This is a genomic window from Kitasatospora sp. NPDC024654 (assembly GCF_055559155.1).
Window position 1 is genome coordinate 33,573 of the sequence record NZ_JBVHLF010000030.1, and the last position, 19,827, is coordinate 53,399.

Annotated in this window: 18 protein-coding genes and 1 pseudogene; 8 read left to right on the forward strand and 11 right to left on the reverse strand. The window is 73.1% G+C overall.

Features of this window, described 5'->3' with window-relative positions; all coding sequences use genetic code 11:
• The first annotated feature begins 36 nt into the window (after positions 1–36).
• Positions 37–2,115, forward strand: a complete 2,079-nt coding sequence (locus ACZ38L_RS19295; protein WP_465694517.1) for a UvrD-helicase domain-containing protein — start codon at positions 37–39, stop codon at positions 2,113–2,115.
• Between the two features lie 23 nt (positions 2,116–2,138).
• On the opposite strand, the gene ACZ38L_RS19300 is transcribed toward ACZ38L_RS19295, so the two are convergent.
• From ACZ38L_RS19300 to ACZ38L_RS19310, 3 genes are read right to left on the reverse strand one after another with little or no spacing between them, the layout of a single operon-like run.
• Positions 2,139–2,741, reverse strand: coding sequence for a TetR/AcrR family transcriptional regulator (locus ACZ38L_RS19300; protein ID WP_465694519.1), 603 nt, complete (start codon positions 2,739–2,741; stop codon positions 2,139–2,141).
• Positions 2,742–2,759: 18 nt separating this feature from the next.
• Positions 2,760–3,488 carry a helix-turn-helix transcriptional regulator gene (locus tag ACZ38L_RS19305; protein ID WP_465694523.1) on the reverse strand — a complete coding sequence of 243 codons (729 nt, stop codon included), beginning with the start codon at positions 3,486–3,488 and terminating at the stop codon, positions 2,760–2,762.
• A gap of 11 nt (positions 3,489–3,499) precedes the next feature.
• Positions 3,500–4,231: a 4'-phosphopantetheinyl transferase family protein gene (locus ACZ38L_RS19310; RefSeq protein WP_465694526.1), complete on the reverse strand. Its 732-nt coding sequence runs from the start codon at positions 4,229–4,231 to the stop codon at positions 3,500–3,502.
• Positions 4,232–4,671: 440 nt separating this feature from the next.
• Between ACZ38L_RS19310 and ACZ38L_RS19315 the strand changes: the two genes are divergently transcribed.
• On the forward strand, positions 4,672–5,898 hold the full coding sequence (locus ACZ38L_RS19315; protein WP_465694530.1) for an FAD-dependent oxidoreductase: 1,227 nt from the start codon (positions 4,672–4,674) through the stop codon (positions 5,896–5,898).
• 84 nt (positions 5,899–5,982) lie between these two features.
• On the opposite strand, the gene ACZ38L_RS19320 is transcribed toward ACZ38L_RS19315, so the two are convergent.
• The 4 genes and pseudogenes from ACZ38L_RS19320 to ACZ38L_RS19335 form a co-directional block, all read right to left on the reverse strand.
• Positions 5,983–6,237 (reverse strand): acyl carrier protein, encoded by a 255-nt coding sequence (locus tag ACZ38L_RS19320; RefSeq protein WP_465694534.1) that lies wholly within the window; start codon positions 6,235–6,237, stop codon positions 5,983–5,985.
• Positions 6,238–6,308: 71 nt separating this feature from the next.
• Positions 6,309–7,319, reverse strand: a pseudogene (locus ACZ38L_RS19325) (beta-ketoacyl-ACP synthase III); the annotation flags it as partial.
• A complete protein-coding gene (locus tag ACZ38L_RS19330; RefSeq protein WP_396558733.1) occupies positions 7,316–8,368 on the reverse strand; it encodes a 3-oxoacyl-ACP synthase III family protein in 1,053 nt (350 codons plus the stop codon). The gene ACZ38L_RS19330 and the pseudogene ACZ38L_RS19325, both read right to left, overlap by 4 nt.
• 33 nt (positions 8,369–8,401) lie before the next feature.
• The gene (locus ACZ38L_RS19335) at positions 8,402–9,310 is read right to left on the reverse strand and encodes an arylamine N-acetyltransferase family protein (RefSeq protein WP_465694540.1); all 909 of its coding nucleotides are present in this window, start codon (positions 9,308–9,310) and stop codon (positions 8,402–8,404) included.
• A 244-nt stretch (positions 9,311–9,554) separates the two neighbouring features.
• Between ACZ38L_RS19335 and ACZ38L_RS19340 the strand changes: the two genes are divergently transcribed.
• From ACZ38L_RS19340 to fabG, 3 genes are all read left to right on the forward strand, one after another.
• Positions 9,555–10,010 (forward strand): PaaI family thioesterase, encoded by a 456-nt coding sequence (locus ACZ38L_RS19340; protein WP_465694543.1) that lies wholly within the window; start codon positions 9,555–9,557, stop codon positions 10,008–10,010.
• Positions 10,011–10,026: 16 nt separating this feature from the next.
• A complete protein-coding gene (locus ACZ38L_RS19345) occupies positions 10,027–10,584 on the forward strand; it encodes a flavin reductase family protein (protein ID WP_465694547.1) in 558 nt (185 codons plus the stop codon).
• 80 nt (positions 10,585–10,664) lie between these two features.
• Complete coding sequence (gene fabG, locus ACZ38L_RS19350; RefSeq protein ID WP_465694551.1) at positions 10,665–11,369, forward strand: 3-oxoacyl-ACP reductase FabG; 705 nt, start codon at positions 10,665–10,667, stop codon at positions 11,367–11,369.
• 81 nt (positions 11,370–11,450) lie between these two features.
• Here the strand turns inward: fabG and ACZ38L_RS19355 are convergent, their stop codons facing one another.
• Genes ACZ38L_RS19355 through ACZ38L_RS19370 form a run of 4 tightly spaced genes read right to left on the reverse strand, consistent with a single transcriptional unit; the run spans position 11,451 to position 14,868 of the window.
• The gene (locus tag ACZ38L_RS19355) at positions 11,451–11,879 is read right to left on the reverse strand and encodes a MaoC/PaaZ C-terminal domain-containing protein (protein WP_465694554.1); all 429 of its coding nucleotides are present in this window, start codon (positions 11,877–11,879) and stop codon (positions 11,451–11,453) included.
• Positions 11,876–12,331, reverse strand: a complete 456-nt coding sequence (locus tag ACZ38L_RS19360; protein WP_465694558.1) for a MaoC family dehydratase N-terminal domain-containing protein — start codon at positions 12,329–12,331, stop codon at positions 11,876–11,878. Before ACZ38L_RS19360 ends, ACZ38L_RS19355 begins: the two co-directional genes overlap by 4 nt.
• Positions 12,328–13,740, reverse strand: a complete 1,413-nt coding sequence (locus tag ACZ38L_RS19365) for a class I adenylate-forming enzyme family protein (protein ID WP_465694561.1) — start codon at positions 13,738–13,740, stop codon at positions 12,328–12,330. The genes ACZ38L_RS19360 and ACZ38L_RS19365 overlap by 4 nt, the downstream gene beginning before the upstream one ends.
• Before the next feature lie 18 nt (positions 13,741–13,758).
• Positions 13,759–14,868: a 3-dehydroquinate synthase II family protein gene (locus tag ACZ38L_RS19370; protein ID WP_465694564.1), complete on the reverse strand. Its 1,110-nt coding sequence runs from the start codon at positions 14,866–14,868 to the stop codon at positions 13,759–13,761.
• Between the two features lie 356 nt (positions 14,869–15,224).
• Here ACZ38L_RS19370 and ACZ38L_RS19375 point away from each other — a divergent pair, with 356 nt between their 5' ends.
• The 3 genes from ACZ38L_RS19375 (at position 15,225) to ACZ38L_RS19385 (ending at position 19,729) form a co-directional block, all read left to right on the forward strand.
• A complete protein-coding gene (locus tag ACZ38L_RS19375; RefSeq protein ID WP_465694567.1) occupies positions 15,225–16,826 on the forward strand; it encodes a class I adenylate-forming enzyme family protein in 1,602 nt (533 codons plus the stop codon).
• The gene (gene hemA / locus ACZ38L_RS19380) at positions 16,823–18,052 is read left to right on the forward strand and encodes a 5-aminolevulinate synthase (protein WP_465694570.1); all 1,230 of its coding nucleotides are present in this window, start codon (positions 16,823–16,825) and stop codon (positions 18,050–18,052) included. Before ACZ38L_RS19375 ends, hemA begins: the two co-directional genes overlap by 4 nt.
• A gap of 132 nt (positions 18,053–18,184) precedes the next feature.
• Positions 18,185–19,729, forward strand: a complete 1,545-nt coding sequence (locus tag ACZ38L_RS19385) for a long-chain-fatty-acid--CoA ligase (protein ID WP_465694572.1) — start codon at positions 18,185–18,187, stop codon at positions 19,727–19,729.
• The last annotated feature ends 98 nt before the right edge of the window (positions 19,730–19,827 follow it).

Below are 19,827 nucleotides of genomic sequence, written 5' to 3' on the forward strand. Positions count from 1 at the left end.
TCGGGGGGAGCGCAGGAGGCTCGGCGACAGGAGCGGGTGCTGCGCGAGCAGTGGCGGACGGCCTGGGAGCAGGTGGGCCGCTGGCGGACGGCGGACGAGGAGAGCCACCTGGCGGCGCAGCTGCTCCTGCTGGCTCAGCGGGGCTGGCGGCTGCTGATGGACAGGGGGTGGCCGGTCGGTCGCGCCCGGGACGCGGGCGTGCTGGTGATCGGTCCGGGCGGCGTGTTCGTCGTCGGACTGGCCGGCGGCGATGGTGCCGACCTCACGGGTGTCGGCCGATCGTCGGGTGGCGACTCCGCCACGGACGGCCGGGTCGCCGCGCTGCTCGCGGCGGTCCGCGGCGTCGAGCGTGGCGTGGAGTCACTCGGTCTGTCCCCGGTGGCGGTCCAGCCGGTGCTGGCCGTGGCCGGGGAGCGGGTTGGCGGCTCGGTCGGCCGGGTCCGCCTGCTGGGCAGCCGTGAGCTCGCCGCGGCGCTCTCGGCCGAGCGGCGGCGAGTGGTGCAGCCGATGGTACGTGCCATCGCGGACCACCTCCTCGGCGTGTTGCCCGGTTACGAGTCGGTGGTGGTGGCTGCCCCGGCCGCGCGGCCGACCGACGCTCCGACCACCGGACCTGACGGGCTGTTCGATGTCACCGCGCTGCGTGACGCCGAGCTGGCGGCCGCGCTGCGTGCACCGGTCGAGCGGTGGATGACGTTCCTGCACCCCGATCAGGTGGCCCTGGTGCGGCGGAACTGGTCGGGGCCGGCCCGGATCAGCGGACCCGCGGGCACGGGCAAGACGGTGGTCGGCCTGCACCGGGCCGCGTACCTGGCCCGGCGCACCACGGGCCGGATCCTGTACGTCACCTACGCGAACAACCTGCCGCGGGTGCAGGGCACCTTCCTGCGCGCCATGGCGCCGGCGACCAGTGACCGGGTGGAGTTCCACAGCGTGCACGCCTGGGCCCAGGAGTTCCTCCACGAGCGGGGCGTGCCGGTGAGGCTGAACGGTGACAAGGCCGAGGACGCCTTCAGCCGGGCCTGGCTGAGCACCGGCCGGGCGACGTGCCTGTCCGAGATCGACCCGGCGCCGCGCTACTGGCACGAGGAGATCGACCACGTCATCAAGGGACGTGGTCTGACGAGCTTCGAGAAGTACGCCACGCTGAACCGGCGCGGCCGGCTGGCCACCCTTCGGCGCTCGCACCGCGAGGCGATGTGGGCGCTGTACCAGGAGTACCAGCGCCTCCTCGCCGAGCGTGAGATCCACGACTTCAACGACGTGCTGGCGCTGGCCCTGGCCGAGGCGGCCCGGGAGACGGACCGCCCGCGCTACGCGGCGGTCATCGCCGACGAGGTCCAGGACCTCACCCTGGTGGGGGTGCGCCTGCTGCACGCCCTGGTCGGCGACGCCGCCAACGGCCTGCTGCTCATCGGTGACGGCCAACAGGCCGTCTACCCGGGCGGGTTCCGACTCGGCGACGCCGGAGTGGACGTGCGCGGTGACCGCGGCCAGGTGCTGCGGGTCAACTACCGCAACGCGAGGGAGATCCTCGAGGCGGCCCTGTCCGTGGTCGCCGACGACGCGTTCGATGACCTGGACGGCACCCGGACCCCGGGCGCCCGGGACGTCGAACTCACCTATCACGACGGCCGGGTGATCCGCGTCGGGGCGGCCACCGTCGCGGAGCACGACCAGGCCCTGTTGGACTCGCTGCACCGGCGTGCCGACGCCGTCGCCGGGGAGCCGGCGGCCGGCGGCGAACCCGGGCCGACGGCGGTCTGGGGAGACATGGCGGTGCTGTGCCCCACCCGGCGGGGGATCACCCGCTATCAGCGACTACTGACCAGGGCCGGCATCCCCGTCTGCCTGCTGGACCATTACGACGGTCAACCCGTGGACGCCGTCAAGATCGGCAGCTACCGCCGTGCCAAGGGCCTGGAGTTCAAACACGTCTGGCTGCCGGAACACGACAGCTCGCTGAAGAGCGCCGGCACCGCCGGTCGGACGGGCGCGGGCGGCACGGACGACGAGGTGGGACGAGAGCGTGCGGCCCTGGCACGGAGTCAGCTCTTCGTCGCGATGACGCGGGCCCGCGACACGCTGTGGCTCGGCCGGGTCACCGACGGCTGAGTCCTTCGGCCCCCGGGGCGCGGCTACCGGGCGGGCGCGCCGCCGACCGCCTGGAGTGCTTGCCAGGCGTCGGCGGCGGCCGTTTCGGCGCGCGGTGTCCCGGGGCCGCGCAGCCACTGGGTGATCAGGCCGATGACGGCTCCGGCGGCGCAGCCGGCGCGCAGCTCGACGCCCGGTGCGTCGGCCGCGCCGACCCCGGCCGCGACCAGCTGCCGGGTCACCTGCCCGGCGACCAGCTGGTGCAGTCGGTTGATGAACCGGGCCGAGCCGCAGGGGCCGAGCATCCGCTGGTAGAGCACGGTGTTCGCCTCGACGTGCCGGAAGATGGCGACGAACGTCAGCGGCATCGCCTCCGGCAGTACCACCAGGGGGCACTGCGCGACCAGGTCGACCAGGCCGGCCAGCTCGTTCTCCATCGCGTCCAACAGCAGCTCGTCGCGGTCGCGATAGTGCTGGTAGACGGTCGCGCGATTGATGGTGGCCCGCTCGGCGACGTGGGCGATGGTGATGGAGCCGGGTTCGCGTTCGGCGGCGAGCTCCAGCACGGCGGCCCGCAGCAGGGCGCGGGTCCGCAGCACCCGGGGATCGACGCGTTTGCTTCCGTCGTCTGTCGAGGAGCGTGACATCTGCTCAGCTTACACCGATTAGGCAACAGATGTCGCTGACTGTGGAGTGCCGAACGCCTGGTCCGGGTTGCCGGTCGGGTCGACCAACAGGCCGTACTCGATGGCGCGGACCACCGCGAGCGTCCGGTTCGGGCAGTTCAGTTTGGCCAGGACGTTGCCGACCAGCCGCTTCACGCCGTGCTCGGAGATCTGCAGGCGCCGGGCCGCCTGCTTGTTGCTCAGCCCCTTGGCCACCAGTCCGAGGACCTGGAGCTCGCGCGGCGTCAGCCCGGTGCCGGGCGTCCCCCACGGCTGCGCCTCGGCGGGCGGCGGCCCCGACTGCCGCAGCACCCGGCGGGCCAGCGAGGCCGAAACGTAGAACTTGCCCGCGATGATGTCGGAGATGGCGTCGTCGAAGATCCGGGGGGTCAGCCCGGACCAGTCGACCAGGGCCTGGACGCAGGAGTGGGTGGTCTGCGGCACCCCGACCGGGTCGGAGCTGTCGGTCAGCAACAGCAGCCGGACCTGTCGTGCGCTCAGGGCGTCGGCGGCGGCCAGGTTCTCGGTCGCGGCGAGCTCGGTCGCGGCCGTCACCACCAGGTCGGCGGTGTCGGCGCCGGCACGCATCGCCTCCTCGCCGGTACTGAAGCAGCTCACGGTGGCCACTCCGGGCAGCTGGCGGAGCATCCCTTCGACGCCGTATCTGCTGACCTCGTTCGCCAGGATCAGCGCGAGCCCGAGGCCGATCCCGTTCGATCGGATTGACACTTCGATTCCCCCTATGGAACGTGGTACTTGCGTTGGGCGAGGGCGGGGACGGCGATCGCCGAGAAGTGATCGGTCCCGGCCGGTAGGTCGGTCACCACCCAGTTGTCGAATTCGCATCCGGGAACGGTGTGGAGAACCTTCGCCCTGAGTTGCCCGGGTCGCACGTCGATTTCCCCGAGTGCGGCTTCTATTCCTATTCCGCTGGCCTTCACCACGGCCTCCTTCCGGGTCCAGCACCGGATGAACTCGGCGGCGCGGAATTCCGGCGGGACGCTGTCGAGGTGTCGGCGCTCGTCGGCGCTCAGGATCGCGGGCGAGAGCGAGGACGGGTCCACCGCGCGCTCCCGCTCCAGGTCGACGCCCACCCGGACCGCCTCGGCGGCCGCGGACAGCCAGTAGGGACCGGACCGGGAGAAGCTGAACTCCCAGTCCGTGCGCGGTGCGCGGACGTACGGGCGGCCGTGGCCCGCGCGGCCGCAGCCGACACACGGGTGGCGGTCGAAGCGGAGCGCCGCCGGGGCGCAGCCGAGTGCCTGGCCGAGGAACCGTCTCAGCTCGGCGTGCGCGGCGGCGAACCGCGCGGCGCGGACCGGATCGCGGAAGGCCGCGAACCGGCCGCGCTCCTCGGTCGAGAGAATGTCCAGGTCGCCCGGTGCGAGCCGGCCGGTTGACCGTCCGGCTCGCACCAGCACCCCGTCCGGGATCGCGTTCGGCGCGACCGCGTCAAAAGCCTCTGAAGTCAACGTGTCCATGCTGACGAAGTACCTCCCCCGTTTGCGCGGTTCGCCCCCTCCTCACCCGCGCCGCGGCCCGGCTCGGAATCCACCGGCCGCGTTTGCCATGCAACACGGCCCCGCTGTACTTCCGCTGTACACGGTGGATCATGAAAGCCGGCCGGACCGGCCTTCCGCCGGGGGAGGCGGCGGGGCGGGGTGGCCGAGTGGGGTACCCGAAAGGGGCCTCGTCCCGCCGCCGGAAGGCCCCCTCGCGCGGACTCCCGACCCGCCCCCGGCCGCCGGAGGATGTTGACGACTCTGCCGACGCCCGTACGGAGGAGACGAGCCGAGGGGCGAGTGGATCCCCGTCCGGTGGACGCAGACCGCCACCGCCGGCCGCACGCCGGCGTTCACAGAAGGGCCGAGCAGGTATGACCTCCCGACGGCAACACCCTCCGGTCGCCCGAGTGACCACGGACGATCCCCGGCCGACCGTCCGCGCAACGGACGTCTGCGTGGTCGGCGGCGGTGCCACCGCGCTGTACACCGCGCTGCTCTCCGCCCGCGCCGGCCACTCGGTCGTCCTGGTCTCGCCGCAGGCCGGGTTCCAGGAGGCCGGAGCGGGCATCTCGCCGCTGGTGGCCCCGCCGACCCTCGGCCTGCTCGCCGCTGAGGGGATCGACGAGGAGCTCGTCGCGGCCGGCCAGCGGGTCCTCGGCGTGGACGACCACGGCACGGCCGGGATGCTCTCCAGCTGGCGTTACGCGGACCACCCCGGGATCGCCCGGCCGTACGGCCTGACCGTGCCGACCGGCACCGTCATCCAGGCGCTGCTCGCCAGGCTGCGCGGCGAGCCGCGCGCCACCGTGCTGACCGGTGAGACCGTGGCCGGGGTCGAGCAGGACGCGCGGAGCGTGCTGCTCACCTTCGAGCGGCCCGCCGAACAGGAGGGTGCCGCGCCGACGCGCCGGTGGATCAGGGCCCGGTACGCCGTCGCCGCCGACGGCCGGCAGTCCGCGCTGCGCGAGCTGGTCGGTGTCCGGCTGGACGTCTCGCCCTTCGACCGGCCGGCCTGGCTGTTGGTCGGTCCGGCCGTTCCGGGCCGCGAACCGGTGCTGCTGGTGCGGCACCAGGCGCCGCGCGCGCTGTTCACCATTCCCACCCCCGGCCCGTCGATCGCCATCGTGTGGTCACCCGACCGGGAGCAGGAGGAGCGGCTGGAGCGGGGCGGGCCGGCCGAGCTGGCCGACCAGCTGAAGGACGTCGATCCCGAGCTGTCCGGGTGGCTGGGCGAGATCGCCGGCCGTACCTCGCCGGTGATGCGGTTGGGCTTCTCGCTCTGGCGGGCGTCTTCGTGGCGGGTCGGCCGGGTGCTGCTGGTCGGCGAGGTGGTGCACGGCCTGCACACCCTCGGCGGCCAGGGGCTCAACCAGTCGCTGCAGGGTGCCGCCTCGGCGGCCAGGGCGATCGCCGACGTGTTCGCCTCCGGCGACCCGGGCCGGATCGAGGAGTACGAGCGGGTGCGCCGCCCGCACGTCGAGCGGTTGCAGGGCCTGCAGTGGAAGCTGCAGGCCCTCGGCTACGACAGCACGCCCCCGGTGCGGGGCGCGCACGAGGACTTCATCGACGTGATGACCGCCCTGCCGCCGGAGCTGGCCGCCCAGCTCGGCCGCACCGGCGAGCAGCCGGCCTGACGGTCGGGCCGCACGGACGGACGGAGGGTCCCCCTGACCGGGGGACCCTCCGTCCGGTTCGGCCACGGTGGCGGCCGGTCGGCCTCAGTCCGGGAGCTCGCCGCTGTCCAGGTAGGCGACCGTGCGGCCGACCGTGCTGAGCCGGTCGAAGACGTCGTTCGGGACATCGACGCCGAAGCGTCGCTGGACCAGGACGAACACCGACACGATGGACAGCGAGTCGAGCTGGAGGTCCTCGACGAACGAGGCCTCCGGGGTCACCTGGTCGGCCGGGACCTCGGCGACCTCGTCCAGGATCTCCGTGAGGACCTGCAGGGTGTCGCTCTGAACGGTGCTCATGATCGATCTCCTTGAGGGGTGTTGACGGACGGTGGGGCGGTGGCCGGGACGGGTGGCCCGACCGGCTTCAGCGGCAGCCGGACCACCTGGCCCGCCCAGACCAGGCCGGTGCCGAAGGCCAGCAGCAGGGCGAGCCCGCCGGGCCGGGCGGCGCCGGCGGCGAGCAGCTGCTGCATGGCCAGCGGGATGGAGACGGCGGAGGTGTTGCCGTGCGTCTCGATGCTGTGGGCCACCGCGACGTGGCCGGGCAGCTTCAGCTCGCTGACGAGCTGGTCGGTGATCCGGTCGTTGGCCTGGTGCGGGATGAACGAGTCGAGGTCGTCGACGGTCACCCCGGCCCGGTCGAGCGCCTGCTGGGCGACCGGGCCGAGCTGGTAGGCGGCCCACCGGAACACCTCGCGGCCGACCATGGTGATCCGCGGCCAGGGGGTGCCCGGGGTGTCGCGCAGCGCGGCCCAGGAGGCCGTCTGCCGGATGGTGTCCTTCTGGGAGCCGTCCGAGCCCCAGGTGACCGGGCCGATACCGGGCCGCTCGCTCGGCCCCACCACGACCGCGCCGGCGCCGTCGCCGAACAGGAAGGCGGTGCTCTTGTCCTGCTGGTCGGTCAGGTCCGAGAGCCGTTCCACGGCGATCAACAGCACGTACCGGGCGGTGCCCGCGGCCACCATGTCGGAGGCCAGCGACAGGCCGTAGCAGAAACCGGCACAGCCGGCCGCGATGTCGAAGGCCCCGGGCGCGTCGGCACCGATCCGCTCCGCGACCGCGGCCGCCAGCGAGGGAAGTTGGCGCAGGTGCGTGACGGTGGAGACGATCACGCACCCGATCTGGCCGGCGGCGATCCCGGCGTTCTCCAGCGCCCGTTCGGCGGCGGTGACGGCCATGAACTCCACCGTCTCCGTCGGGGCGGCCCAGTGCCGCAACCGGATGCCGGAGCGGCTGCGGATCCACTCGTCCGAGGAGTCGATCCGCTGACAGATCATCTCGTTGGTGACGGCTCGCGACGGCAGGTAGCAGCCCAGCCCGAGCAGGCCGGCCGGTGCTCCCCGGAGCGTCGAAGTCCGTTCTGCGGAAGATCGGTTCACGACGCCGCCAGCGCGGGCTCGAAGTCCTCCGGGCCACACCAGCGGACCAGCGCGGAGCCCATGCTGAAGCCCGATCCGAACGCGGTGAGCAGCACCTGGTCGCCGGGCGAGAGCCGGCCGAGGTCCTCTGCCTCGCGCAGCACGAGGGGCACGCTGGCGCCCGAAGTGTTTCCGTACTTCTGGATGTTGACGACCGTGCGGTCCATCGGCACGCCGAGCTCGCGCATGATGCCCCGCAGGATGTACAGGTTCGCCTGGTGCAGCGCGAACAGGTCGATGTCGTCGGCGCTCCGCCCGGCGGCGGCCAGCACCTCCCGGATGAACCCGGGCACCCGGCCGACCGCGAAGTCGTGCACGGCCTTGCCGTTGAGGGCACCGAAGTTGTCGCCGAAGGCGCTGCGCAGCGGCGTGCCGTCGCGGCGCGTGCGCTGCTCGCGGGCCACCCAGACCGACTCGTAGCCGGACGGGTCGCTGCGCAGCAGCGTGGTGCCGATCCCGCGGCCCGGCAGACACCGTTCCAGCAGGTAGCAGGCCGCGCCGTCGCCGAAGATCACCGCCGGGGCCGGGTCCTTCCAGTCCATGGTCCGGGTGCTGACGTCCGCCAGCACCACGGCGACCCGGCGGAACTGGCCGGTGGCGACGTACTTGGCACCCACGTCGAGCGCGAACACGCCCCCGGGGCAGGCGCCACTGTTGACGTCGAAGCCGGTCGCGCCGGTCGCGCCGGACTTCCGGATGACGAGCATCGCGGTGGGCGGCGTCATGTTGTCGGGCGTGTAGGTGCCGCACACGACCAGGTCGACGTCGGCCGGGGTGATCCCGGCGCGCTCGCAGGCCTCCAGCAGTGCCGCGGCGGCGAGATCGGAGGTCCACTCGCCCTCGGCGGCCATCCGGCGGTTCTCCACGCCGATGTTCGCCCGGATCCAGTCGTCCCGGGTGAGCAGGATCTCCTCCAGGTCGGCGTTGCTGACCACCTTCTCCGGAAGGTGGCGGCCGATCGCCCGGATGCCCACACCCCAGGGCCGCGGCTCGGTGTCGAAGTTCTCCATAGCGGGTCTACCACTCACTTTCACGAGGTGGGGTCAGATGAGCTTCCGCCGGGTCTCGCGACGGTTCGCCCTGGCCTTCTCCCAGGCCGCGACCGCCCCCGCCAGCAGATGCGAATGGCCGTGCAGCACCTGCGCCAGGGCCCGTTCGGCGTCGGTGGCGTCGGCGAGGAACTCCAGCTCCAGCCGGCCGTCGCGGGCGCGCAGGAAGTTGTCGCCCATCACCACGAGCTTGCCGTCGGGCACCCCGCGCGAGCAGAGCACCGTCCCGGCCAGCGGCGAGTCCTCGATCCCCAGGTGGAAGTCGATGATCCAGGCGTAGTCGGCGACCTCCAGGTGCTGGTCGGCGAAGCGGTACACCGGCGACCAGATCCCGTCGGCGCCCGCGCGCAGCAGCGTTCGGTAGCCGTCCTCCTCGATCACCCGGAACTGCCAACCGCCTTGCCGCTGCGGCTCGTCGGCGATCCGCAGCGGCTCCAGCGGGGAGAGCATCAGGAAGCCGACGTCGACCAGCCAGCTCTCGTCCTGCGCCTCGACGACGATCACCAGGTGATCCCAGTGCGGCCACCAGTCGCCGCCGACCCGCCACATCTGGCCGGCCACCAGCTTCACCTCGAAGCCGAGGCTGCGCAGGAACTCGCCGAACAGTGGCGTGGCCTCCAGGCAGGTCCCACCGCGCCGCCGACGGACCACCCGGTCGAACGCCTCCGCGCGGTCCAGCGTCGGCAGGCCGCCGTCCAGCGAGTCCAACATCTCGTACGGGACCGCGAGCAGATGGGCCGAGGTGAGCGCCCGCAGGCACTCGACGGTCGGCTCCAGCGGTCCGGAGTACCCCAGGCGGTGCAGGTAGTCCGGCCACCCGAGTGCCCCGGAACCGGGCGTCTCGGAACCGGGCGCTCCGGAAGCGGGGGACCCGGGGCCGGGAGACGCGGACGAACTGGACACGGCGGATTCCAAGGGATGCTCCGATGGCTGTGGGAACGGAGGTCGCGGTCTCGCCCGACCCTGCCGTCATGAAGTCTCGGTGAGCGTATGGCGGGGGATAAGACCCGACTGCCCTGACCGAAGGTGCAGCCCGATGACCTCGCTCCGGTGGTGAGGTTCGGCTACCTGGATCAGGTCTTGGCGGCCCGGGCGGAGCGGGCGAAAGTACCCAGGGTATTCAGCCGCGACCCTGGAGAGGCGACCGATGGAGAGCAACGCCCTGGAGGCGGAGGGGGCCGGATCGGCCCCGGGCCCGGTGCACCGCAGCATCCTGACGGTGCCGCCCGCACTGGTCGACCAGCAGCTGATCGCCCGGATGGGCATCGAGATCACCTCGTGGGACCCGGACCGGATGGTCGGCACCATGCCCGTCGCGGGCAACCGGCAGCCCTTCGGCTGGCTGCACGGCGGCGCCAACGCCGTCCTCGCCGAGACCCTCGGGTCACTGGCGGCCGGGCTGTACGTGGCGCCCCGCGGCGCGGTCGCGGGACTCGAACTGTCCTGCACGCACCACCGGTCCGCCCGCAGCGGCATCGTGACCGGGATCTGCACCCCGCTGCACCGGGGCGACCAGGTGGCCACCTACCAGGTCGAGATCACCGACAGCCGCGGCCGGCCCACCTGCACCGCCCGGCTGACCTGCCTGGTCAGCAAGCGCTGAACCGAAAGGCGGATCCATGTCCACGCACACAGCCCAGCGGCCGGGCGCCCCGGCCGGCGCCGGCCACCAGCTGGGGCCGGCGCCGGGGCCGACGGAGTTCCGCCGGGCGATGGGCCTGCTGCCCACCGGCGTCGCCGTGGTCACGGTCGGCAGCGGCGAGCAGGCCGAGGCGGTGACGGTCGGTTCGCTCACCTCGATCTCGCTGGATCCGATGCTCGTCCTGGTGAGCCTCGGCAGCACCGGGCGGCTGGTCGCCGCCATCGACCGGGCCGGCGGCTTCGCCGTGAACGTCCTGACCGTGGACCAGACCGAGCTGGCCGGCGACTTCGCGGCCCGCGACCGTCCGCGCGGCCGGGCCGCCGAGGACCGGCTGGGAGGAGTGGTCGGCGCCGGCGGACACCTGCTGCTGCCCGACGCGGTGCTCTCGCTGGAGTGCCGCACCGAGCACCGCTACCCGGGCGGCGACCACGTCCTGTTCCTCGGCCGGGTCGACACGCTGCACGCGCCCGAGCCGGCCCGGCGACCGCTCGTGCACCACCGCGGCGCCTACACCGGGCCGGCCGAGCGGTGCTGAGCCGGCCCGGCCCGTTCCGAGCGTTCCGCACGCCGTTCGAAGCACCCCGATGAAGCCCTGACGAAGAAGGAGCAGAAGCCATGACACGTTCCGTGCTGGTGACCGGTGGCAACCGCGGCATCGGCCTGGCCGTGGCCCGCCGGTTCGCCGCGAACGGGGACCGGGTGGCCGTCACCCACCGGGGTTCCGGCGCTCCCGAGGGCCTGTTCGGAGTCATCTGCGATGTGACGGACCCCGCCTCGGTGGCCCGGGCCTTCGCCGAGGCCGAGGCGGCGCACGGGCCGGTCGAGGTGGTGGTGGCCAACGCCGGCATCACCGAGGACGGGCTGCTGATGCGGATGGACGACGAGCAGTTCCGGCGGGTGCTCGACACCAACCTCGGGGGCGCGTTCCGGACCAGCCGGCAGGCGGCCACGGAGATGGTGCGGATGCGGCGCGGGCGGATGATCCTGATGTCCTCGGTGGCCGGGCTGAACGGGTCGGCCGGCCAGGCCAACTACGCGGCCAGCAAGGCCGGCATGGTGGGCCTGGCACGTTCCCTGGCCCGTGAGTTCGGGCCGCGCGGGATCACCGTCAACGTGGTCGCCCCCGGCCTGGTCGAGACCGACATGAGCGAGCAGCTCAGCGAGCAGCGGCGGAGCAGGATCCTCTCCGAGGTGCCGCTCGGCCGCGCCGGTCGGTCGGAGGAGGTCGCCGAGGCGGTGTTCTGGCTGGCCTCGGCGGAGGCGGCCTACGTCACCGGTGCGGTCATTCCGGTGGACGGCGGCCTCGGCATGGGGCACTGAAACCGGGCGGTGAGGCCGGGCGCGGCCAGCCGGCCGGCGGTTGATTCCGTCGGCCGCCCGGCCGCGCCGGTGCCGAACTCGTCAGGGGGCCTTCGGGAGGCGCACCAGCGCGTCTCCCCGCACGGTGAGCGGGCCGTCGACGATCCGCACGGCCAGACCCAGTCGCGCCCGGCGTTCGGTGCCGTCGTCCTCGAGGGCCCGTACCACGGCGGTGCAGCGCAGCCGTGCGTGCACCGGGGTGGCCGCCGAGAAGCGGACCCGGAAGGAGAGCAGGTCCTGGACCGGCACCAACTCGGTGAGCAGCCGCCCGAGCAGACCCATCGACAGCATGCCGTGCGCGATCACGTCGTCCAGGCCGGCCGCGCGGGCCACGTCGCTGTCGACGTGGATCGGGTTGTGGTCGCCCGAGGCGCCGGCGAACAGCGCGAGCAGGGCCCGGGTGACCGTCTGCTCGGGCAACTCCGGTAGCTCGTCCCCGACTTCGGCCCCGGCCAGGCTGAACTCGGTCATCCCGCCTCCTCCGGTGCGACGCGGCGGACCGCGATCACCTGGTGCAGATCGGCCACCGGCTCGCCCGCGGCGTCGGTGACCGCGGTGTCACGCACGATGAACTCCAGTGCGCCGCCCTGCCGTTGGTACAGATCGGTGATCACCGAGGCGAAGGTGAGCCGCTCGCCCGCGTGCGCCGTGCGGTGGTAGACGAAGCCCTGCTCCACGTGCAGCACGCGCGCGAGGTCGACGCCCATCTCGGTCAACAGATCGGCCGGGTCCTCCAGTTCGAGGCCGAACAGGAAGGTGGGCGGAACCGGCAGGTCCGGGTGTCCGGCCGCCCGGGCGGCGGCCGGATCCGTGAACACCTGGTCCACCGTGCCCAGCACCTGGTGGAAGAACCGCAGCCGACCGCGCTCCACGTCCACCGTGAAGGGTTCCGGCCGGGCGCCCCGGAAGCCACGGTCGATCACCGGACCGTCACCTGCCGGCCGCGTTCGGCGGCGGAGTGCAGCAACTCCCGGTTGCGCACCAGCTTCCCGTTGGAGGTGCGCGGCAGCGCGGTCCGGAAGTGGAACGCCTTGGGGATCTTGTACGGGCTCAGCCGTTCCTTGCACCACGCCAGCAACTCCGCCCTGGGTAGATCCCGTTGGACCACCAGGTGGGCCTCGATGGCCTCACCGTAGACGACCACCACCTCGGAGATCGCGGCGTGCTCCGCGAGCACCGCCTCCACCTCGGTCAGGTCGACCTTGAGCCCGCCGATCGCCACCATGGTGTCCGCCCGGCCGGTGATCTCCAGCACGCCGGTGCCGGCCCGGACCGTGCAGCGGTCCCGGGTGTTCAACCAGCCGTCCACGTACCGGTCGCCGAGATCGGCGTGCAGGTACGGGTTCTCGGGCAGCCGCACCCGCAGCGTCCCGTCCACCACGGCGGTCCGCATCCCGGGCGCGGGCAGGCCCACGGCGGGCGGCGCTTCTCGACCGGTCAGGTCGGTGGCGATGATGCCGGCCTCGGTCATGCCGTACGCCTGGCCGATCCGCACGCCGTACTGCTCGCGGAAACGGTCGTAGACCTCGCCGGGCAGGGGCTCGCCGCCGGAGACCGCGAGCCGCAGGTCCGGCAGGGCGGGCAGGGCCGGGATCCGGCTCAGCAGGTGGAAGTGGGCCGGGACGCCGAACACCGCGTTGACCCGCCGCCCGGTCAGCACCCGCCGCAGCTCGTGCGGCCGCAGGCTGCCCGCGAAGTGCAGCACCGCGCCGGCCGACAGCGCGTGCAGCACCCCGCCGAGCAGACCGAAGGAGTGCGCCAACGAGCTGAGCAACAGGACGTGTTCGCCGCGTCCCGGCATCTCGGGCAACTGCCCGAAGCGGTCCACCTCGGCGCGCAACGAGTCGCCGGTGCGCCCGATCACCTTGGGCAGGCCGGTGGAACCGGAGGAGAACTGGATCAGCCGGTGGGCGCCCTGCGCGGGCCGGCCCAGCGGGCGGCGCTCCACCACGACCTCGCACTCGGCCCGGAACGGCGTGAAGACCTGGGCCGCGGTACCGGAGGTGAGGTGGAACTGCGGCTCGCACAGCTCCAGCAGCCGAACGGTTTCGGCGGCGGTGAGCCGCGGGTCGAGCAGCATCACCTGGGCGCCGGAGGTCCACAGCGCGAACAGCGACCAGAGCAGGGTGAAGCTCGGCAACACCTGGACCGCCACCGTGCTGCCCGCGGTGACGCCGTGCGCCCGCAGGATCCCGCGGGCCCGGTCCACCTCGGCCTGCAGGGTCCGGTGGCTCACCACGGTCTCACCATGGGTGGCCCAGGCCGCGTCCTGGCGGGCGGCGCCCGCCAGGAGCGTGCCGAACCACGTCTCGAAGTCCGTGCCGTCGGTCATCACACGTCCCCTCGTGGCTCACTTCTCGATGCAGAACTCGCCCACCGGCCAGCCGACATGGCGCTTGTCGGTGGCGAGGTAGCCGAGCAGCTGGTCACCGGGCTTCAGCTCGGTGCAGTTGAGGACGGTCGCGCCGGGGCCGAGCACCCGCACGTGCCAGTCGTCCTGCAGGGTCAGGCTGACCTCGGTGCCGTTCTCCGCCTTCGCCCGGACGGTCAGCAGCGGGCGGGACTCCAGTTTCACCCGGCCGACCACGATCCGTCGGGTCCGGCCGTCGGCCGTCACACCCAGCACGGTGCTGCCGGCCTTCAGCTCGCTGAGGTAGTTGGTGCGGTTGTCCGCGCCGAGGACGTAGGAGTGCAGGGCGCCGGCGTTGACCCGGAACGGGCGGGTCGGCATGTACGGCAGTGGGTGGGTCTCGCTGACGCACAGCACGAAGCCGTGGGCGTACGAGCCGACCAGGATGCCCTCGTCCTGCGCGAAGTGCGTGCAGGTGTCGACGCAGACCCGGTCGCCCAGGCCGTTGTGCTCGATGGACTCCACCGTGAGGGTGGTCAGTTCGAGGTCCGGCGTGCTGGAGCCGAGCAGCGTGGTGAGGCCGAAGACGTCGTTGGCGTCCCGGGGCGCCAGCAGCAGGCCGTCCGAGCCCTTCTCCAGGACGTCGACGATGATGCCGGCCTCCTCCAGGTCGGCCGCCTCGCAGATCAGCCGTCCGGAGCTCCGGTCGGCCGCCGCGATCACGATCTCCAGCGGGATCTTGGTGGGGTCGCGGAACCTCACCACGGTGTGTGCCAGCGTCTGGGCGGCGGCGCAGGCGACCATGAGGGTGGCGTCGTCGATCACCTCGACGAAGGCGCCGGTGGCCTTCCCGGCGGTCAGCTTCAGCCGGTCCAGCTCGGCGACGGTCGCGACCCGGGTGAGCACGACGTCGGCGACCTCGTCGGCCTCCGGTGCGAGGGCCGTGCCGGGCTCGGCCAGCAGGACCTTCTGAACCGTCGGCGGCAGCGTGGCGAGCGTGTCCAGCCGGTCGTCGAGGACGCCGGCCAGCCGTGCGTGGATCGCGGCGTCGACGACTGCCTCGCGCTGCTCCGCAGCGGTGGAACGGAGATCAACCCAGGCGAATTTCAACGAGATCATCCCTACTGCGCGGGTACGGCGGAGTCCGCCAACGGAGGTGAGCCGGTGCCCGGGCGTCCGGCGGTACCCGGCGCCTCGGGGCTTCGAACTCTGCCAGCGGGCACCGGTCCGGGACAGGCTCGATAGGGCTGCTCGACCGGACCCCGGCCGACGAGGTGCCACCCTGGCCGACCGGCTACCCCCAACCCGCCGCCGGCCCGCCCGAGCCGTCGCGCGCTGCTCAGCCGCCCCGATCAGGCAGCCCGTCCGAATCTTTCCGCCACCCGGCGACGCCGGGAAGCTGTCCTGGCGCCGCACCGACCGCGGTGCCGAAGCGCACGTCGTCGCGCGCTGAATCGGAGGTCACCATGGCTGCTGCGGATGGCTGGTGGACAGGGCACCACGGCTACGCCGCCCGGATCATGTCCGCGCTGGCCGCCGACCCGGACCGTACCGCCCTGCACTGGCACGGGCGGACCGTTCCGGCGGCCGAGCTGGCCCGCGCCGTCACCGGAGCCGCGCACGCCCTGCGTCGGCTGGGTGTCGGGCCCGGCCGCGTGGTCGGTGTCCTGGTCGCGCCGAACAGTCCGGACATGCTCGTGGTGCGCTACGCGGCCCACCTGCTGGGCGGTGCGGTCTGTTACCTGCGCTCCACCAACCCCGGCTCGACCACGCGGCCGCTGGCCGCCGACGCCCAGCTGCGCATCCTGCTGGACACCTCCGCCGCCGTGCTGTTCACCGACCCGCGGCACCTCGATCGCGCACGGCTGCTGGCCGACCGGGCGCGCGGCCGGATCGCGGTCACCGGCTTCGGGGTGGGCGTCGGCGAGGCCGCCCCGGCGCCCCCGGCCGAGCCCGACGGCGCCGAGCCGGCCGCCGCCTGGCAGCCGGAGGCGCTCGCGCTGATCACGTTCACCAGCGGCAGCACCGGTCGGCCCAAGGGCATCAGCCTGCCGGCCCGGGCCTGGGAGAGCGCGGTACGGGCCACCGAGGCGTCGGTCGCCGAGGGCGCGGAGGCCAGGCTGCTGGTCGCCACCCCGCTCAGTCACACCGTCGGTCCGATGGCCGACGCGGTGCTCGCCGCCGGCGGTGCCGTCTTCCTGCACGAGCGACTGGAACCGGCCGCCCTGCTGCGGGCCGTCGCCGAGCACCGGATCACCCGGACCTTCCTGGCCACCGCCCACCTCTACCAGGTGCTCGACCAGAACCGCGCCGAGCCCGCCGACCTGTCCTCGCTGCGCCAGCTCGTCTACAGCGGCAGCGCGGCGGCGCCGGCCCGCCTCGCCGAGGCGAACGCGGTCTTCGGCGCGGTCCTGGTGCAGGGGTACGGCACCAGCGAGAGCGGCCGGATCACCCTGCTCGACCCGGGTGACCACCAGGACCCGACGCTGCTGGACACCGTCGGCCGCCCGTTCCCCGAGGTCGAGGTCACCGTCCGCGACCAGGACACCGGGCAACGGCTGCCGGTCGGCGCGGTGGGCGAGGTCTGGGTGCGCTCCCCGCACCTGATGTCCGGCTACTGGGCGGACCCGGCGCTCAGCGCGCTGGTGCTGCGCGACGGCTGGTACCGCACCGGCGACATCGGCCGGTTCGACCAGCGCGGCTACCTGCACCTGCTGGACCGGGTCGCCGACGTGGTGAAGACCGGCGGCGTCAAGGTCTACCCGGCCGTCGTCGAGCGCGAGCTCCTGGCGATGCCGGAGGTGGCGCAGGCTGTCGTGTACGGGGTGCGCGACCTGGACAACAACGAGCACCTGCACGCGGCGATCGTGCCGCAGCCCGGTGCGCGGGTCACCGCCGAGGGCGTCCGGGTGCGGGTGGGTGCGGCGCTGTCCGCCCTGCACGTGCCCGAAGAGGTCCTGCTGCTCTCCGAGTTGCCGTTGAACGCCTCGGGCAAGCCCGACAAGCCGCGGCTGCGGTCCCGCGAGACCGCGCCGACTCCTTACACAGAGAGCGAGTTGACTCGATGAACAAGCACCTGGACTTCTTCGCGCGCGAGTTGGGGGAGCTCGGCACCCAGCGGCGGGATTTCCTGGAGATCGGCCGGCGGGCCGGCCGGTTCCCCAGCGCGGTCGCGCGACCGGAACCGGGCGGTGGCGACCTGGAGATCAGCGTCTGGTGCAGCAACGACTACCTGGGCATGGGCCAGCACCCGCTCGTCCTGGAGGCGACCAGGAACGCCGTGGACGCGTTCGGCGCCGGGTCCGGCGGCTCCCGCAACATCGCCGGTACCAACCACTACCACGTGCTGCTGGAGCGCGAACTCGCGGCGCTGCACGGCAAGGACGCGGCGTTGGTCTTCTCCTCCGGCTACACCGCCAACGACGGTTCGCTGACCGTGCTGGCCGGCCGGGCGCCCGGCACCCTGGTCTTCTCGGACGAGCTCAACCACGCCTCGATCATCGACGGGCTGCGCCACTCCGGGGCCGAGAAGCGGATCTTCCGGCACAGTGACGTGGCGCACCTGGCGGAGCTGCTGGCCGCCGCCGATCCCGAGCGACCCAAGCTGATCGTCCTGGAGTCGGTGTACTCGATGTCCGGCGACGTCGCGCCGCTCGCCGAGATCGCCGAGCTCGCCCGGCGGTACGAGGCGACCACCTTCGTCGACGAGGTGCACGCGGTCGGGATGTACGGCCCGCAGGGTGCCGGCATCGCGGCCCGCGCCGGCATCGCCGACGAGTTCACCGTCGTGATGGGCACGTTGGCCAAGGGGTTCGGCACCGCCGGCGGCTACATCGCCGGCCCGGCCGTGCTGGTCGAGGCGGTGCGGAGCTTCTCCCGCGGCTTCATCTTCACCACCTCCATCCCGCCGGCCACCGCCGCCGGCGCCCTGGCGGCCGTCCAGCACCTGCGTTCCTCGGACCAGGAGCGCACCCGACTGGCGACCAACGCCCGGCTGCTGCACCGGCTGCTCAGGGAGCGGGACATCCCGTTCCTGTCGGACGGATCCCACATCGTCTCCCTCTTCGTCGGTGACGACGCTCGTTGCCGGCAGGCGTCCGCCCTGCTGCTGGAGCGCCACGGGATCTACGTCCAGCCGATCAACGCGCCGAGCGTGCGGGCCGGCGAGGAGATCCTGCGGGTCGCCCCCTCCGCCACCCACACCACCGGCGACGTCGAGAAGTTCGCCGAGGCGATCGAGGGCGTCTGGCAGGACCTCGGCATCCCGCGCGCCGGGCAGCGGTCCACCCTCTGAGCTCCCTGTGCGGACGAAGTGCCAAGCGTCGGCGCCGGCCGGACGGGTTCCGCGGTCGGTCGGCGTCGACGGTTCTCCAGGGCCGGTGGTGAACCGCCGCCGGCCGGACGACGATCCATGAGCGGAGTGCTGATGTCTCTCTCGGTGGCGGCGGTCCTCGCGGAGTCCGCGGCCCGGTGCCCGGACCACCCGGCGATCGTGCTCGACGAGGAAAACCTGACATACCGACAACTCTGGTACCAGGCACGCAAGTACGCGGCCGTACTGGCCGACCACGGGGTCGGCCCCGGCGACCGGGTCGCGCTGCTGCTGCCCAACTCGGCGGAGTTCCCGATGGCGTACTACGGCGCCCTGGCGATCGGCGCGGTCGTGGTGCCGGTGCACGCGCTGCTCAGGGCGGAGGAGATCGCCTACGTGCTGCGCGACTCCGGCGCCAGGGCGCTGGTCTGTGCCGGGTCGCTGCTGGCGGAGGGCGGCAAGGGCGCCGAGGCGGCCGAGGTGCCGGTGCTCACCGTCCGTACCGCCGTCGCCGACGAGCGGCGGGGATCGGCACGGTTGGACGCGCTCGCCGAGCGGGCCGACCCGATCGGCCACTACCTGCCGCGCGAGCCCGGCGACCTGGCCGTGGTCCTCTACACCTCCGGCACCACCGGGCACCCCAAGGGCGCCATGCTCACCCACCTCAACGTCACCATGAACATCGCGGTGACGATGCTCTCGCCGTTCGACTTCACGGCTGACGACGTGCTGCTGGCCGTCCTGCCGCTGTTCCACACCTTCGGCCAGATCTGCGGCATGGGTGCCTGCTTCCGGGCCGGCGCCACCATGGTGCTGACGGCCGGCTTCGACCCGGCGCGGGCGCTCGACCTCATGGTGACCCGCGGCTGCACGGTGTTCATGGGAGTGCCGTCGATGTACGCGGCCCTGCTCGACGCCGCGGCCGGGGACCCGCGGCGACCCGCCCTGGACCGGGCCTTCTCCGGCGGCGCCGCCCTGCCGGTGCGGATCCTTGAGGAGTTCCAGCAGGTCTTCGGCTGCACCGTCTACGAGGGCTACGGCCTCACCGAGGCCTCGCCGGTGGTCGCCTACAACCAGCGCGCCTGGCCCACCCGCCCCGGCACGGTCGGCAAGCCGGTCTGGGGCGTCGACGTGGAGATCGCCAGACCCGAGCTGGAGGGCCGGATCGAACTGCTGCCCGCCGGGGAGGTCGGGGAGATCGTGGTGCGCGGCCACAACGTGATGGCCGGTTACCTCAACCGCCCCGAGGCCACCGCCGAGGTGCTGGTGGACGGCTGGCTGCGCTCCGGCGACCTCGGGACCAAGGACCCGGACGGCTATCTCACCGTCGTCGACCGCAAGAAGGACATGGTGCTGCGCAACGGGTACAACGTGTACCCCCGCGAGGTCGAGGAGGTGCTGATGCGCCACCCGGCCATCGCCCAGGTGGCCGTCATCGGCCTGCCGCACTCCGTCCACGGCGAGGAGGTCTGTGCGGTGGTGGTGGCCCGGCCCGGCGCCCGCCCCGGGATCACCCTGCGGGCGGAGATCGTGGCCTGGAGCAAGGAGCGGCTGGCCGCCTACAAGTACCCGCGCCGGGTGGAGTTCACCGACGCGCTGCCGCTCGGCCCCAGCGGCAAGGTGCTCAAGCGCGAACTGGTGACCTGGTACGGCGGGTGAGCCGGCGGGGGAGGGGGGGGGGGGGGGGGGGGGGGGGGGGGGGGGGGAGGAAGGGGGGGAGGGGGGGGGGGGGGGGAGGGGGGGGGGAGAGACGGCGA

What these genes read in the sequence shown, in the direction of transcription:
- ACZ38L_RS19300 (WP_465694519.1), bottom strand. Translation starts at nt 2,741, where the DNA reads ATGTCACGCTCCTCGACAGACGACGGAAGCAAACGCGTCGATCCCCGG.
- ACZ38L_RS19320 (WP_465694534.1), bottom strand. Translation starts at nt 6,237, where the DNA reads ATGAGCACCGTTCAGAGCGACACCCTGCAGGTCCTCACGGAGATCCTG.
- ACZ38L_RS19330 (WP_396558733.1), bottom strand. Translation starts at nt 8,368, where the DNA reads ATGGAGAACTTCGACACCGAGCCGCGGCCCTGGGGTGTGGGCATCCGG.
- ACZ38L_RS19340 (WP_465694543.1), top strand. Translation starts at nt 9,555, where the DNA reads ATGGAGAGCAACGCCCTGGAGGCGGAGGGGGCCGGATCGGCCCCGGGC.
- ACZ38L_RS19345 (WP_465694547.1), top strand. Translation starts at nt 10,027, where the DNA reads ATGTCCACGCACACAGCCCAGCGGCCGGGCGCCCCGGCCGGCGCCGGC.
- fabG (WP_465694551.1), top strand. Translation starts at nt 10,665, where the DNA reads ATGACACGTTCCGTGCTGGTGACCGGTGGCAACCGCGGCATCGGCCTG.
- ACZ38L_RS19355 (WP_465694554.1), bottom strand. Translation starts at nt 11,879, where the DNA reads ATGACCGAGTTCAGCCTGGCCGGGGCCGAAGTCGGGGACGAGCTACCG.
- ACZ38L_RS19365 (WP_465694561.1), bottom strand. Translation starts at nt 13,740, where the DNA reads ATGACCGACGGCACGGACTTCGAGACGTGGTTCGGCACGCTCCTGGCG.
- ACZ38L_RS19375 (WP_465694567.1), top strand. Translation starts at nt 15,225, where the DNA reads ATGGCTGCTGCGGATGGCTGGTGGACAGGGCACCACGGCTACGCCGCC.
- hemA (WP_465694570.1), top strand. Translation starts at nt 16,823, where the DNA reads ATGAACAAGCACCTGGACTTCTTCGCGCGCGAGTTGGGGGAGCTCGGC.
- ACZ38L_RS19385 (WP_465694572.1), top strand. Translation starts at nt 18,185, where the DNA reads ATGTCTCTCTCGGTGGCGGCGGTCCTCGCGGAGTCCGCGGCCCGGTGC.